Source organism: Microcoleus sp. MON2_D5, from assembly GCF_036701905.1.
Taxonomy (GTDB): domain Bacteria; phylum Cyanobacteriota; class Cyanobacteriia; order Cyanobacteriales; family Microcoleaceae; genus Microcoleus.
Genome location: NZ_JAUBRM010000035.1, coordinates 39,612 through 54,189 on the forward strand (window position 1 = coordinate 39,612; position 14,578 = coordinate 54,189).

The following is a 14,578-nucleotide window of genomic DNA, read 5'->3' on the forward strand; positions in this document are numbered from 1 at the left end:
TTTCACCATTACTCAATTCGACGCCTGCGTGCGATTCCCTACCGGATAGCTGCGCTCGCGTACTTTATTGTTATCCGCATACTTGTACCTGTTGAAAAAAATAATGCAACTATAGGCCCGCGATCCAAACTCCGAGCTTCATCAGTCATTCCACATCTAAAATCTAAAATCTAAAATCTAAAATGGTATTAGCCTATGTCATCATCCAATTCACCAACGAAAATCCAAAATCCCACGTCCAGCAATTTGTTAGAAACTGCTGAATTGGTTTTTCTTGCTGCCTCTGCTGTGGGATTGGCTGCTAGTTTGGTTTGGGGGCAGAGCGTTTATGCTCAAGTGCCTGTAGTGATTTCGTTGGTGTTGAATTTTGTGAACCGGCAGAAGCTGCACGGGCAAGTTAAAGCAAGTACGGCGGCCACGTTCGATCGCGTAAATCAACAAGCAGCTACTACCGATCGCGCGATCGAGGAATTGCAACTTGCTGTAAATGCTTTAGACGAAGCTGTTGCTCAAACATCTCGCGAAAATCTCAATGTTGGGGCTGGAGAAAACGTACACTCTCTCATTTCCGCAATTGAGAACCTGCGCCAGCGACTAATAATTTTAGAAAAAACTATTAAAATGATTCAAAGCGAGATCGAACTAACCAGCCGCCAATTCAAACAGCGGCCGGAGTTGCAACAAGTCGAAACTTTGACCACAATAATTCTGGACTTGCAGCAGTTTATCAACGAACTGCCGCAGTGGGGGAGTTTGCAGCAGCGGCAGCTAACAGAACTTCAGCAAAAAGTAGACAATGCTTTGGCTCAGCTATCTGAAGAAATTGCTGTGATTCCCAACCGCGTGCAGGAGGCGGTAGCTAGTCGGGGTGGAGAAATTAACCCACAGTTTGGTTCTGGTTTGAATGGCGAGCAAAAGAATGGTTATCGACCTAAAACCCCGAATGAGAAAATTCGCCAGAAATATCCCAGAGCTTATGTCAAGTGGAGTCAGGATGAAGACGAAAATTTGAAGAAAGAATATGCTAGCGGTCAACAAATTGACGAATTAGCTCAGAGATTTCAGCGACAGCCTAGTGCCATTCGTTTGCGCTTACAAAAATTAGGATTAATCGAATAAGGGGAAGGGTATAGACAAAAATGAGTAAATCTAAAATCTAAAATCTAAAATCGGCAATAACAAAGCGATCGCCCTTTTTTTTCAAAAGAGCGATCGCTTTGTTTCTGTATTCAGTACCGGCTGCCAACAGCGGGCCACTAACATTACATCTCCAGACTTTTTAGCCTGGGTCTACCTCATTTTAGAAATCTTGGGGTAACAAAGAACTTAAACGCTCCAACAAAGGATCGGAATTCCGAGGAGGAGCAACTTCAGCATCAGACACTACATTATCATCCGCCACAGATTCAGACTCAATCGGGCCAGGCTCTACTACTTTTGAAACTTGGGCAAAAGAAACTTGAGCAAACTTACTGTTAACAGTCCCATGCAACTGCTCCAACTGCGCGCTGAGTTGACTCAGGTGATGTTCCAGTCCCTCCAAACGGCTTAATTCCTCTGCCGAAACATTGTGTTCAAACTCAGCAAATTTGACCGCAAGTTCAGCAATGCGCTGTTCCAACCGCTGAAAGCTCTGTGTAGAGCTAGCAGACTCAGATACAGACAAAAACTGCCACAAAGCTTGCTTGCAGAGATTGCTGAAAGTCTGATACTTCGTGAAAGCCAACTCTTTTTCAATAGCGGCCAGCAAAGTTTGATCCGCAGCATCTTCCGTAAACGCCACCGAGAAATTCGCCTTATTTTTTGCCCACAGTGCCATAGGGTTCAAGCCTTAATGCGTTACTTTATCGTGGCTAGCTGAGCCTCAGCATAAATAAACTGTCCCAAAGCATTAGCTTTCCGGGAAGGCTGAGCCAAGTGAGCCTTAAGATTGGCGTCTTTAAGCAAAGGTTGCAAAACCTCCCAGAAAAACTCGCCGCCCCCGCCAGTCAGAACCACATCCGTCACACGTTCCGGCAGCCACTGCACCAAACGTTCGGACAGTTCGTTAGCGAAAGCCTCCCGCAAATCCTTAATAATCGGATCTAAATTAGTCGGCTTAGTCGCTCCTCTGGGACGGTAAAAACGCTGGCCCTCGGGTTTATTCACCGCTTCCAGTAAAGACAGCGATTGAGGGTCTGCTCCCGGAATCTTTGAGGCAACTTGTTCGTAGAACTTGTTCATTGCGAAGGAATCGCTCTTAGAAGCCGCCCGGGCGAACCGGAAACGATCGACCATTAACAAATCGGTAGTTTGGTGTCCGATATCAACAACCGCCACCGACAGTTCGGGCAACTCCGGCGTAAACTCCTTGTTATCTTGAGCCTCGCACCAAATTAGGCTGCCGAACCCTTCCGGCATCACCCAAACGTGACTGATGTTAATATCCACACGCTCGCCCCGGTACACCACAACGTGGGGAGAGCGCAGTTGGCTGATAATCTCTTCCTTTTCCTTCTCAAACTGATCCTGCGAATAAAACGGCAAACCCAGCACAACTGCTACTTCGCCCTTCATCTGGAAATATCCAGCACAGGAAAAGACCTTAACCAAAGCATCTACTACTTTCGACTGGTCGGCGCCACCGAGATTAGCGCCAAAATCTGCCGCCAGTTGACCGATCGCGTACCCCTTGCCCTGGTACTCCAGCCACATATCCAACAGAGGGTCTGTTGCTTTCGACTCAAAGCTGCCACCCCGCACCTTTTCCACGGGCATAGTAGCCACGTTGGCAGGGATGAAAACAACGCTACTCGGGTTGCGACTCACGCAAGCTTTAGTTGCCGTCCGACCCAAATCAGCACTAATAATCGATTTGTTAGAAGCGACTTTAGTCTGCTGGGTCAGCATAGCCGAATTAGGAACAAGCTGTCTAGTTGTCATTGAAATGTGTTACCTCACTGAGCCTCACCATTATCATGCCTTATCCCTTGACACTGCCACGCTTAAAGACAGTGGGTTTTGCGGCGATTCTTCTAACTCTACCTAGATCGGTATCGAAATCAGCACCAAACATTATATTCGGGACGATCGCCCTTACCGTAACTAACCTAACTTTTTCTGGAGCGATCGTGGTCGAAGCTCTGTTGCCTGAGAGTGCATTGTTAAGTTAAATTTAGTTAAGATTCTGAGTGTAAACTTTTGTCGCACTTCTCCGACACCGCGATCTTACCCGATCTGTCCCCCATTCAAGGCATCCGCATTTATGAAAATTTCTTGGCGAACTATACTACTTTGGACTTTACCCGCCTTAGTCATCGGCTTTTTCTTGTGGCAGGGGGCCTTTGCCCCATCCCCGGCAGAAATGAGCAAGAACACCGCCAGCACCCGCCTGAGCTACGGTCGATTCTTAGATTACTTAAACGCCGGTCGAGTGACCAGCGTTGACCTTTACGACGGAGGTCGGACGGCTATTGTCCTAGCAGTCGATCCCGAACTGGACAATCACGAGCAGCGGTGGCGGGTAGACTTGCCCTCAAATGCCCCGGAACTGGTTTCTAGGCTCAGAGACTCCAAAATCAGCTTCGACACTCACCCACTACGCAACGACGGTGCTGTCTGGGGACTTTTAGGCAATCTAGTATTTCCCCTGTTGTTAGTAGGAGGCCTGTTTTTCCTCTTCCGCCGCGGTGGCAACGTTCCCGGCGGCCCGGGCCAAGCCATGAATTTTGGCAAATCCAAAGCTCGCTTTCAAATGGAAGCTAAAACAGGCGTACTGTTCGACGACGTAGCAGGCGTTGAGGAAGCCAAAGAAGAACTACAAGAAGTAGTGACATTCCTCAAAAAACCCGAACGCTTCACCGCAGTCGGGGCGAAGATTCCCAAAGGCGTGCTGCTAGTGGGCCCTCCCGGAACCGGTAAAACCCTGCTGGCAAAAGCGATCGCAGGCGAAGCCGGCGTGCCTTTCTTCAGCATCTCCGGTTCGGAATTTGTTGAAATGTTCGTCGGTGTCGGCGCTTCCCGCGTTCGGGACTTGTTCAAGAAAGCTAAAGAAAATGCTCCTTGCATCATCTTCATCGATGAAATCGATGCAGTCGGCCGCCAACGGGGCGCCGGTATCGGCGGCGGTAACGACGAACGGGAACAAACCCTGAACCAGTTGCTGACGGAAATGGACGGTTTTGAGGGCAATACTGGCATTATCATCATTGCTGCCACGAACCGCCCCGACGTGCTCGACTCAGCGTTGCTGCGTCCGGGACGTTTTGACCGCCAAGTTACCGTAGATACGCCGGATATTAAAGGCCGCTTGGAAATTTTGGAAGTTCACGCGCGCAACAAGAAGCTGTCTGCGGAAATTTCTTTGGACGCCATCGCCCGCCGCACTCCTGGTTTTACCGGCGCTGATTTGGCTAACTTGCTCAACGAAGCGGCTATTTTAACCGCCCGCCGCCGCAAAGAAGCGATTACGATGCTCGAAGTTGACGATGCAGTCGATCGCGTGGTAGCAGGTATGGAAGGCACTCCCTTGGTGGACAGCAAGAGCAAGCGCTTGATTGCTTACCACGAAATCGGCCACGCGATCGTCGGTACAATCATTCAAGCCCACGATCCCGTTCAGAAAGTTACCTTAGTTCCTCGCGGACAGGCCCGCGGCTTGACTTGGTTCATGCCCAGCGAAGACCAAGGTTTGATTTCTCGATCGCAAATTTTAGCCCGGATTAGCGGTGCTTTGGGCGGTCGCGCGGCCGAAGAAGTAGTTTTCGGCGATGCCGAAGTAACCACCGGTGCCGGCAACGACTTGCAGCAAGTAAGCGGCATGGCGCGGCAAATGGTGACTCGCTATGGGATGTCTACCTTGGGCCCGATCGCCCTGGAAGCTCAACAAAGCGAAATTTTCCTCGGCCGGGACTATACAGCGCGATCGGAATATTCCGAAGAAATAGCCTCTCGGATTGACGGACAAGTTCGATCGATTGTCGATCACTGCTACGACGACGCCCGCCGAATTATTCGCGAAAATCGCACCGTGATCGATCGTTTAGTCGATTTGTTGATCGAAAAAGAAACCATCGACGGCGAAGAGTTGCGCCTAATCGTCTCTGAATACACTTTTGTTCCTGAAAAAGAACAATACGTTCCTCAGCTTTAAGACTTGTTTAAAGATTACGGACACGGCACTGCCGTGTCTTTAAAAAGTAGGGACGTGGCACTATTGCCACGTCCCTACTTTTTTATTAAACTGTCAATAATATTAAACCGCCCCTAAACGCCAATTAACGCAGATGAATACTAAATTTGCCATACATACTAATAATTCGTCATTTTTTTTAATAGCAACTTTTATTTTTGTTTGTGTCAATACTTTGAGCGCCCGCGCTGAAAAATTAAGATGTTTTGTAGATATTTGCATCGACCCCAGCAGCGTTGAATTAAACAAATCGGATATTCCCGGTGCTCCTTCTTATCCAGTCAGAACTATTTTAGGAACTCAACAGTTTAGTAACGAGAAATTGTTGGCGCAAATGGAAGTTAACTGCCAGCAGCGACAGTTTAGAACTGTTAGAGTTAGCGAAGATGGCGAAAATTGGTCTAATTTCGATCCGAGATGGACTTTAGTCGATCGCAACTCATCTTTATCTCGGCTGGTTGACTATACTTGTAAATTGGCGATCGCAGAACAATAGAATAAATAAGTATACCCCGAAAAAAAACCGCTCGCCTATATCTTCAACCTTGGGCTTGCGGGTGCAAGTCGGACAAGCAGCGATTTCAACCGCCGAGTGTTAATATTACACTCACTCTAAAATCTAAAATCTAAAATCTAAAATCGGATGACAAACCCCACCGAATACCGGCAAAGACGCGAACAATTAATGGCAAAAATTGGCAGCGGGACGGCGATATTTCGCAGCGCCCCCGCTGCTGTCATGCACAACGATGTAGAATATGCCTACCGACAAGATAGCGACTTTTTCTACTTGACCGGTTTCAACGAAGCTGCGGCGGTAGCAGTGCTCGCGCCGCACCACGAAGAACACAAATTTGTGTTGTTTGTGCAGCCAAAAGACTTGGAAAAAGAAACTTGGCACGGTTATCGCGCCGGAGTAGAAGGCGCTAAGGAATTGTACGGCGCGGATGAAGCTTTCCCCATCGCCGAACTTGCGGAAAAATTGCCGAAATATTTAGAAAAAGCCGATCGCATATACTATCACTTCGGGCGCGATCGTACTTTCGACCAAACAGTCCTCAATCACTGGCAGCGCTTGATGGCAACCTACCCGAAACGCGGCACAGGGCCGACAGCAATCGAAGATTCCAACATTATTTTACACCCGATGCGGCTGGTGAAAAGCGAAACAGAATTAGCATTAATGCGAAAAGCGGCTAATATCTCAGTTGCAGCGCACAACCGCGCCCAAGAATTCGCCAAACCGGGCAGATACGAATATGAAATTCAAGCTGAAATAGAACATACTTTTGGCTTAAATGGCTGCACTCCGGCTTACCCTTCAATTGTTGCATCAGGTTACAATGCCTGCGTCCTCCACTACATCGAAAACAACAGGCAAATGCAGGAAAACGATTTGCTGCTAATAGATGCCGGTTGTGCTTGCGGCTACTACAACGCCGATATTACTCGCACTTTTCCTGTTAGCGGCAAATTTACAGCCGAACAACAGATAATTTATGACTTAGTTTTGCAAGCACAATTGCAGGCAATTAGTCAAGTCTATCCCGGAAATCCTTACAGCAAAATTCACGAAACAGCGGTGCGCGTTTTGGTGGAAGGCTTAATGGATTTAAAACTTTTGGTGGGGGACATTGAAGAGATAATTAAAGAAGAGAAATACAAGCCATTTTATATGCACCGCACTGGTCATTGGCTGGGATTGGACGTGCACGATGTGGGTGTTTATCAGTACGGCGAAAATCCGCAAGTTTTGCAGGCAGGACAAGTGCTGACTGTGGAACCGGGGATTTATATTTCTCCTTATATTAAGCCTGTTGAAGGACAGCCGGAGGTTCCTGAAAAATGGCGCGGTATTGGCGTGAGAATTGAAGATGATGTTTTGGTGACAGCGGATTGTCATGAAGTCTTGACGGCTGGAGTTCCTAAATGAAGGAAGAAGGAAGGAAGAAGTTAAGAAAAACTTTGGCTAATTAACTTAGCAGGGAAGGCTTGAGCTTTGTTAGTATTGGCTTGAAAAAGCTCAAGTCCGCAACTGCAAAACATAAAGCATTATGTGTATTGATCCTACAAAGGGCGATCGACCTCTCGAAACCTGCGAAGCATTAGTAGCAGAGCAAAAAGCAAAAATTCGGCAACTAGAAGAGGATTTGCAGCAGCAGAGAGAATTGTGCCAGAAATTAGAAGCACAACTCAAAGCCGTCGAAAATGCTGGCTTTTCTGGTTCCGCAACTGAATCCGATATCACCGAGGGCGATCGCATTCAGTTAATCGCATCTCTGGAAAAAAGCCAGGAAATGTACCGAATTCTCATCAAACATTATCCAAATGGCTCGGTGTTGTTGTTCGATCGCGATTTGCGCTATACTCTGGTTGACGGTCAAGGTTTGGCAGCAGTTGGTTTGTCTAAAGAACTGTTGGAAGGCAAAACCTTGTGGGAAGTATCCCCACCTGAAGATTGGCAACTTTTTGAGACTAAATATCGTGCGGCTTTGGCGGGAAAAGAGAATACTTTTGAATATAAATACGGAAATCGCGTTTATTTAATAACAGTTGCTCCCGTCGAAAATGACCGGGAAGAAATTTTTGCAGGAATGCTCGTTACTCAAGATATTACCGAAAAAAAACAGGCAGAAATAGCGCTCGAAGAAATCAAAAATCAGCTAGAAATTAAATATCAAAAGCGCACTGAAGACTTGAAAACCGCAAACGATCAATTGCAGGAAGAAATTCTCTCTCGCTGGCGCGCCGAAAAAGCTCTGCGGGAAAGCCAGGAACAGCTAGAACTGTTTTTTTCTCAATCTTTAGATGGCTTTTTCTTTGTGATGCTGGACGAACCCGTGCACTGGGACGATACAGTTGACAAAAAAAAAGTTTTGGATTACGTGTTTGCTAACGGGCGGGTAACCAAGGCGAATGATGCTTTGATAGCTCAATACGGAGGTATTAGGGAACAGTTTATTGGCCGCACGCTTGACTCTTTATTCTCCCACAACTTTACTGGCTGCAGAGAGATAATCAAGCAATTTTTTGATGAAGGCCGAATTCATATCGAAAATGACAATCGCAAGTTTGACGGGGATATAATTTGGGTGGAAGGCGACTATATTTGCATTTACGATTCCCACGGCCGAATCGTCGGGTATTTTGGCGTCCAGCGCGATATTAGCGATCGCAAAAAAACCGAAGCAGCGCTGAAAGAAAGCGAAGAAAGGTTCCGACAGCTAGCAGAAAACATTGAAAGCGTGTTTTGGATGGTAAACGTTCAACCCCAGGAAATTATTTATATCAGTCCGGGTTACGAAAAGATTTGGGGCAGAAGCTGCGCTGATTTGTATGCTAACGGGCGCTTTTTTGCAGATTCCCTCCATCCAGAAGATCGCGAGCGCGTTATTGCTAATTTAACTAGACGAATTGCGTCGGAAGACGAGATAGAATATAGAATTGTCAGGCCGGACGGCAAAATCCGCTGGATTCGCGATCGGGCTTTTCCGATTAGAAATCAAGCTGGTCAAGTTTACCGGATCGTTGGCATTGCAGAAGATATAAGTGAAGGCAAACAGGCCGAAAAAACCATCCGCGAAAGTGAAGAACGCTTCCGCCAGTTAGCAGAAAATAGCCAAGATTGCTTCTGGCTAATTTCTGCTGAGTTCACCGATTTATTGTATCTGAGTCCAGCTTACGACCAAATCTGGGCGCGCAGTCGCGAAGGATTGTATGCCGAGCCCTTAAAATTCATGGAGTGGGTGTATCCCGAGGATAAACCTTTGTTGCAAGAGGCAATTAGGAGAGTGTTACAGGGCGAATCCACCAGTACCGAATATCGGTTTTTTCGGTCAGACGGCACAATGCGCTGGTTATGCGATCGAGCTTTTCCCATTTACGACGAATCGGGCAAAATTTACCGCATCGCGGGTATTGCTGAAGATATCAGCGATCGCAAATTTACCGAGGCCCGCATTCAAGCAGCACTCCGCGAAAAAGAAGTATTGCTCAAAGAAATTCACCACCGAGTCAAAAATAATATGCAGATAATTTCTAGCCTGCTGCAACTTCAAGCTCAATACATTGAAGACGAAGCTACGCTAACTTTATTTGAAGAAAGCCAGACCCGCATCCATTCAATGGCTCTGATTCATGAGCAACTTTATCAATCCGAAAATCTCGATCAGATCGCCCTTTCCCCCTACGTCGAAAATTTGGTTGCTAATTTGTATCAATCTTTTGGTTGTGGGAACACTCCCATCCAATTTAACCTCAAAGTTGACCCAATTTATTTAAACATAGAAACAGCCATTCCGTGCGGCTTAATTATTAACGAGCTGGTTTCTAACTCTTTAAAATATGCCTTTGTTTTAAGTTTAGAAGGTGAAATTGCTATTAAATTTCATGAAATCAATGACCACCAATTTCATTTAACTATTCAAGATAACGGTCGCGGATTTCCGGCAGATTTAGATATAGAAAATAGTGAAACTTTAGGATTGCGATTAGTAAAAATGTTGGCGTACCAATTAGAGGGAACGCTTGCCATTGACAGTCAGTGTGGCATCTGCTATAATCTAATTTTTAAAGAGTTAAATTATCGGCGGCGCATTTAAGTAAAAATGAACTCTATAAAAGTTTTGGTTGTAGAAGACGAAGTTATTGTAGCCCAAGACATAGCAGGTCGATTAAAAAAACTGGGATATGCAGTAACAGCTACAGTTTCTTCAGGAGAAGAAGCCATTCAAAAAGCAATAGAAAACCCCCCAGATTTAGTGTTGATGGATATCGTGCTTAAAGGTGACATGGACGGGGTGACAGCGGCCGAGAAAATCCGAATTAATAGGGATGTGCCGACAGTATTTTTAACAGCTTATGCCGACGATCAAACGCTGCAAAGAGCGAAACTTACAGACCCATTCGGTTATATTATCAAACCATTTCAACAAAATGATTTGCGGGTGGCGATCGAGATTGCCCTGCACAGACACGAAATCGAAACCAAGATGCGAGAAGCTCTCAAAGCTGCGGAAGCAGCCAGAGAGTCGATGGAAGAAAAATCGCACCGCCAAAACCAGTATATTTCAATGGCCGCTCACGAATTGCGGAACCCGCTCAACGCGATTTTAATCTCTGCGGAACTGCTAAAGCTCGAGCGAACTCGCAGCAGTGACGAATCCCAAGTGAGAACCCTGCGGCTGGTGCACTCAGCTACCCAAAAGATGAACCAGCTAATCGACGATATGCTGTTCATGGGTCGAGCAGAAGCAGGCCAACTCAAATGCAATCCATTACCGATAAATTTAGTCGAATTTTGTCAAGACTTGCTCGATCAATTGCAGTTAGGAAATGAAGCCAAACACAAACTAACATTAATCCCGTCCGATGTTACCAGCGCGATGTTAGATCAACAATTGCTGCACGGCATTATTTCTAACTTAATCGTCAACGCCATCAAGTATTCCCCCAACGGCGGGCAAGTCACCTTGGAATTGGAATGCCGTCCAGCAAGCGAAGGAGACAAAGAAGCTATTTTCTGCTTGTCTCCTCACTCTTTCTTTTCCAATTCATACTTTACCAATATTAACTCTCCCTTACTAATTATCCGCATCCGAGACGAAGGTATCGGCATCCCAGAAACTGAAGTAGGGAAAATATTTGAAATGTTTTACCGATGCAAGAATACTGGGAAGATTAAAGGTAACGGTTTGGGATTAACAATTGTTAAAAAAGCTGTGGAATTGCAAGGAGGTGCGATCGCCTGCGAAAGCAAAATGGGCATCGGTACAACCTTCACAGTCGCGCTTCCTTACGTAGCACTTTCCTGTAAGACTCAACGGCCCACAACTTAAATGCCACTACAAATACTAATCAAAGTGTTGCAAAATCCACTCCACCGCCGCGGCTAAATTTGCTGCAATAAAATCCGGTTTAGTATGGTGCTGATACTCCCCACTCAACACGCTTTCTCCGTAACCAGTCTGCACCAAAATACCAGTACAGCCGGCATTGTGAGCCATATCAACATCAGTGGCTTTATCTCCGACCATAAAACTATTTCGCAAATCTAAATCCTGTTCCCAAGCCGCCGCTACCAACATCCCTGTATTTGGTTTTCGCCACGTTGTATACCGCGTAAATTCTGGGTTGGTTCCGCCTTCGGCTTCGCTTAAATAAGGACAGTAATAAAGAGCATCTAACTTGGCTGCTGCTTCATTTTCTAATAGCTGACAGAGGCGTTTGTGCAAAGCTTCTACGTGGCTAACCGGATAATAACCCCTCGCCGGGCCGGATTGATTGGAAACCAAACAGCAAAATATTTGTTGGTCATTTAAACGGCGTACAGCTTGGGCGACTCCGGGGATTAAATGCAAATCTTCTACTTTGTGAATGTAACCGGCTTCGATATTGAGAACGCCATCTCTGTCAAGAAATACTGCTCGTTTCATGGTTGTATTGTTGCTTGAAAATTGGGTTTAGGGTGAGGATGCGGCAGTGTTCGTTGGTGTTAACTTAAGCCTAAAAACCTTTGTATCTATCGTTTATAGTCGAGTCTAGATCCCCCTAAATCCCCCTTAATAAGGGGGACTTTGAGTGTTCCAGTCCTCCTCTTTTTCCGCTTGGGACTTTGACTACTCTTGTCCCCCCCTTATTAAGGGGGGTTAGGGGGGATCGGGAAGACTGGACAAGGAAGACTATAGGCTGGCACAGCGAAAATCTAGGTACGATCATCATTCTAAAATAGATTGTTTGCCTAACCATTCGCGGAAACTATTATGATACAAGCTATAGCAAATTTCTCCTCCAATTTCTTGTTTAGTTAAGAACTCGATCCAATTGTCTAACGCTTTTTCAACATCGTATTCATCCTCATCAATTATATTGGATATCGCACTTACAGATAAACTTGCTGTTGATTGTACCAAAACATTCAGCACAGACAACTCGATCGCCGATAAGCCATCACCTCTCATCCGCAGCCAGTGGTTTTGATAATACGCTGCTAAACCGGGAGGGAGTTCAGAGACAACTGAGGATTCCCCCAGATTAGCATCGGGGTGTGAATTCTCGTTAATGGCAGGTAACATCTGACTCAGATACATGAAATTGTCTTCGCTGACAGTTGCGAGTTGTTGATCCAATTCCGGTGCAGTTAAATCCGGTGCGGTTGATAGGTATTGCTGAATGTAGTTCAGCGCATCCTCCCGATTTTGGGCGGGATAATCTCTTAAATCGAGGGTTTGAGAGGGCGTTTCAATTAACAAACCGGATTTCTCTCTCAAAAACGGGCGGCGGGCGAGGATAAAATAAGTACGATCGCCCAAATATCTCGGCAGATAAAACAGATTTGTGCTGGGAGGCTGACTGGTGCGGGCGATCGCGTCTACAGAATCAATGACTATTATCAACTTTTGGCGATCGGCTAATTTATCGCTAATTTGCTGAAGCAACAAAGACAGAAACCAACTCCCATCATCGGATTCAAGATTTTGAAGTTGAGATTTGAGCTTTAGGATTTCGGATGTTTCCCCATTAGCGGCAAGGTATTTGTCAATCAGTTGAGTGCAGACAGAAGCGAGAAAATCTTCAGCTCGATTTTTGCCTTCAACTGCAGCGTTGTAATAGATACTGCGAGGATGGGCCCTGACATATTGAGCGAGGATGGAACTTTTGCCGCAGCCGGGAGTGCCGACAATTGTGAAATAACCGCGGCTGTGGGAGTTGAGAAAGTCGGAAATGGCAGAAAAAACAAACTTGCGGCCTGCAAAATTCTCGGTTTTTTCTCGCAGGAGTTGCTGAAATTCTTTTGGGTAAGCAGTGGTAGAGATGGGAGTTGAGAGAGGTGAAGAATTCATGTTAGTTCCTCCACCCCTTCTAGCCGCAGGAAATATACGCGGCCGGATGTGTCGCCTGCGACAATTGTGACTCCATCGGGTGCGATGGTGCAAGAGGCGATCGGGCTTTCAGCCGTGAAACTGGCAATAACCTTTCCACTCGACAAATCCCAGAGTTTGATAGTATTGTTTGAACCAAAAATCACACGCTTGCCATCAGCATTGATGGCTACTGCTTTTACCGAATTGCTGTGACTTTTGAGAGTAAACAGTTGCTTTCCGGTTGTTAAATCCCAGACTTTGAAGATATTATCTAAGGAACCAGAAATTGCCCGCTTGCCATAACTGCTGATGGCTACTACTTTTACCGAGTAGGTGTGACCTTTTAAAGTAAATAGTTCCTTTCCAGTGGTTAAATCCCAGACTTTGAGGGTTTTATCATCTGAACCAGAAATCGCCCGCTTGCCATCAGGAGTGACAGCTACTGTTTTTATCCAACTCCTATCACCTTCTTCGGGAGGAAATAGTTCCTTTCCAGTGGTTAAATCCCAGACTTTGAGTATATTGTCTAAGGAAACAGAAATCGCCCGCTTGCCATCAGGAGTCACGGCTACTGCTGTTACCCAATTGCTGTGACCTTTGAGAGTAAACTGTTCCTTTCCAGTGGTTAAATCCCAGATTTTGAGGGTTTTATCATCGGAACCAGAAATCGCCCGCTTGCCATCAGGAGTCACGGCTATTGCATTTACCGAGTAGCTGTGACCTTTAAGAGTAAACAGTTCTTTTCCAGTTGTTAAATCCCAGACTTTGAGGGTTTTGTCATCTAAACCATAAATCGCCCGCTTGCCATCAGGAGTCACGGCGACTGCATTTACCGAGTAGCTGTGACCTTTGAGAGTAAACTGTTCCTTTCGAGTGGTTAAATCCCAGACTTTGAGGGTTTTGTCATCTGAACCAGAAATCGCCTGCTTGCCATCAGGAGTGACGGCTACTAAATTTACCGAGTCGCTATGACCGTTGAGAGTAAACAGTTCTTGTCCAGGGGTTAAATCCCACACTTTGAGATTTTTGTCCCAGGAACCAGAAATCGCCCGCTTGCCATCAGGAGTCACGGCTATTGCATTTACCGAGTAGCTGTGGCCTTTAAGAGTAAACAGTTCCTTTCCAGTTGTTAAATCCCAGACTTTGAGGGTTTTGTCCCAGGAACCAGAAATTACCCGTTTCCCATCAGTAGTGACGACTATTGCATTTACTGAGTAGCTGTGGCCTTTAAGAGTAAACAGTTCCTTTCCAGTTGTTAAATCCCAAACTTTGATGCTGTTACTCCACGAACCAGAAATCGCCCGCTTGCCATCAGGAGTCACGGCTACTGTATTTACCGAGTCGCTGTGACCTTTGAGAGTAAACTGTTCCTTTCCAGTGGTTAAATCCCAGATTTTGAGCGTTTCGTCATTTGAACCAGAAATCGCCCGCTTGCCATCAGGAGTCACGGCGACTGCATTTACCGATTTGCTGTGACCTTTGAGAGTAAACTGTTCCTTTCCAGTGGTTAAATCCCAGATTTTGAGCGTTTCGTCATTTGAACCAG

Annotated in this window: 11 protein-coding genes; 6 read left to right on the top strand and 5 right to left on the bottom strand. The window is 46.1% G+C overall.

Annotated features, from left to right (window positions below; genetic code table 11):
- Nucleotides 1–195 precede the first annotated feature (195 nt).
- The gene (locus QUA47_RS14705) at nt 196–1,119 is read left to right on the top strand and encodes a hypothetical protein (protein WP_333431271.1); all 924 of its coding nucleotides are present in this window, start codon (nt 196–198) and stop codon (nt 1,117–1,119) included.
- A gap of 181 nt (nt 1,120–1,300) precedes the next feature.
- Here the strand turns inward: QUA47_RS14705 and QUA47_RS14710 are convergent, their stop codons facing one another.
- Nucleotides 1,301–1,819: a hypothetical protein gene (locus QUA47_RS14710; RefSeq protein WP_333431272.1), complete on the bottom strand. Its 519-nt coding sequence runs from the start codon at nt 1,817–1,819 to the stop codon at nt 1,301–1,303.
- A 20-nt stretch (nt 1,820–1,839) separates the two neighbouring features.
- Nucleotides 1,840–2,922 (bottom strand): ParM/StbA family protein, encoded by a 1,083-nt coding sequence (locus QUA47_RS14715; protein WP_190655682.1) that lies wholly within the window; start codon nt 2,920–2,922, stop codon nt 1,840–1,842.
- Between the two features lie 322 nt (nt 2,923–3,244).
- Here QUA47_RS14715 and ftsH2 point away from each other — a divergent pair, with 322 nt between their 5' ends.
- The 5 genes from ftsH2 to QUA47_RS14740 all read left to right on the top strand — a co-directional run bounded on the left by ftsH2 (nt 3,245) and on the right by QUA47_RS14740 (nt 11,007).
- A complete protein-coding gene (gene ftsH2, locus QUA47_RS14720; RefSeq protein WP_333078184.1) occupies nt 3,245–5,131 on the top strand; it encodes an ATP-dependent zinc metalloprotease FtsH2 in 1,887 nt (628 codons plus the stop codon).
- A 133-nt stretch (nt 5,132–5,264) separates the two neighbouring features.
- Nucleotides 5,265–5,666, top strand: coding sequence for a hypothetical protein (locus tag QUA47_RS14725; protein ID WP_333431273.1), 402 nt, complete (start codon nt 5,265–5,267; stop codon nt 5,664–5,666).
- A gap of 147 nt (nt 5,667–5,813) precedes the next feature.
- Nucleotides 5,814–7,103, top strand: a complete 1,290-nt coding sequence (locus tag QUA47_RS14730; protein ID WP_333431274.1) for an aminopeptidase P N-terminal domain-containing protein — start codon at nt 5,814–5,816, stop codon at nt 7,101–7,103.
- Nucleotides 7,104–7,224: 121 nt separating this feature from the next.
- The gene (locus QUA47_RS14735) at nt 7,225–9,771 is read left to right on the top strand and encodes a PAS domain S-box protein (protein ID WP_333431275.1); all 2,547 of its coding nucleotides are present in this window, start codon (nt 7,225–7,227) and stop codon (nt 9,769–9,771) included.
- 6 nt (nt 9,772–9,777) lie between these two features.
- Complete coding sequence (locus QUA47_RS14740; RefSeq protein WP_333431276.1) at nt 9,778–11,007, top strand: ATP-binding protein; 1,230 nt, start codon at nt 9,778–9,780, stop codon at nt 11,005–11,007.
- Nucleotides 11,008–11,022: 15 nt separating this feature from the next.
- Here the strand turns inward: QUA47_RS14740 and QUA47_RS14745 are convergent, their stop codons facing one another.
- The 3 genes from QUA47_RS14745 to QUA47_RS14755 all read right to left on the bottom strand — a co-directional run.
- Nucleotides 11,023–11,604, bottom strand: a complete 582-nt coding sequence (locus tag QUA47_RS14745; RefSeq protein ID WP_333431277.1) for an HAD family hydrolase — start codon at nt 11,602–11,604, stop codon at nt 11,023–11,025.
- A gap of 282 nt (nt 11,605–11,886) precedes the next feature.
- A complete protein-coding gene (locus QUA47_RS14750) occupies nt 11,887–13,011 on the bottom strand; it encodes an ATP-binding protein (protein WP_333431278.1) in 1,125 nt (374 codons plus the stop codon).
- On the bottom strand, nt 13,008–14,578 hold a 1,571-nt coding region (locus QUA47_RS14755), incomplete at its 5' end, for a WD40 repeat domain-containing protein (protein WP_333431279.1). The genes QUA47_RS14755 and QUA47_RS14750, both read right to left, overlap by 4 nt.

What these genes read in the sequence shown, in the direction of transcription:
- QUA47_RS14715 (WP_190655682.1), bottom strand. Translation starts at nt 2,922, where the DNA reads ATGACAACTAGACAGCTTGTTCCTAATTCGGCTATGCTGACCCAGCAG.
- QUA47_RS14740 (WP_333431276.1), top strand. Translation starts at nt 9,778, where the DNA reads ATGAACTCTATAAAAGTTTTGGTTGTAGAAGACGAAGTTATTGTAGCC.
- QUA47_RS14710 (WP_333431272.1), bottom strand. Translation starts at nt 1,819, where the DNA reads ATGGCACTGTGGGCAAAAAATAAGGCGAATTTCTCGGTGGCGTTTACG.
- QUA47_RS14735 (WP_333431275.1), top strand. Translation starts at nt 7,225, where the DNA reads ATGTGTATTGATCCTACAAAGGGCGATCGACCTCTCGAAACCTGCGAA.
- ftsH2 (WP_333078184.1), top strand. Translation starts at nt 3,245, where the DNA reads ATGAAAATTTCTTGGCGAACTATACTACTTTGGACTTTACCCGCCTTA.
- QUA47_RS14730 (WP_333431274.1), top strand. Translation starts at nt 5,814, where the DNA reads ATGACAAACCCCACCGAATACCGGCAAAGACGCGAACAATTAATGGCA.
- QUA47_RS14725 (WP_333431273.1), top strand. Translation starts at nt 5,265, where the DNA reads ATGAATACTAAATTTGCCATACATACTAATAATTCGTCATTTTTTTTA.
- QUA47_RS14750 (WP_333431278.1), bottom strand. Translation starts at nt 13,011, where the DNA reads ATGAATTCTTCACCTCTCTCAACTCCCATCTCTACCACTGCTTACCCA.
- QUA47_RS14745 (WP_333431277.1), bottom strand. Translation starts at nt 11,604, where the DNA reads ATGAAACGAGCAGTATTTCTTGACAGAGATGGCGTTCTCAATATCGAA.
- QUA47_RS14705 (WP_333431271.1), top strand. Translation starts at nt 196, where the DNA reads ATGTCATCATCCAATTCACCAACGAAAATCCAAAATCCCACGTCCAGC.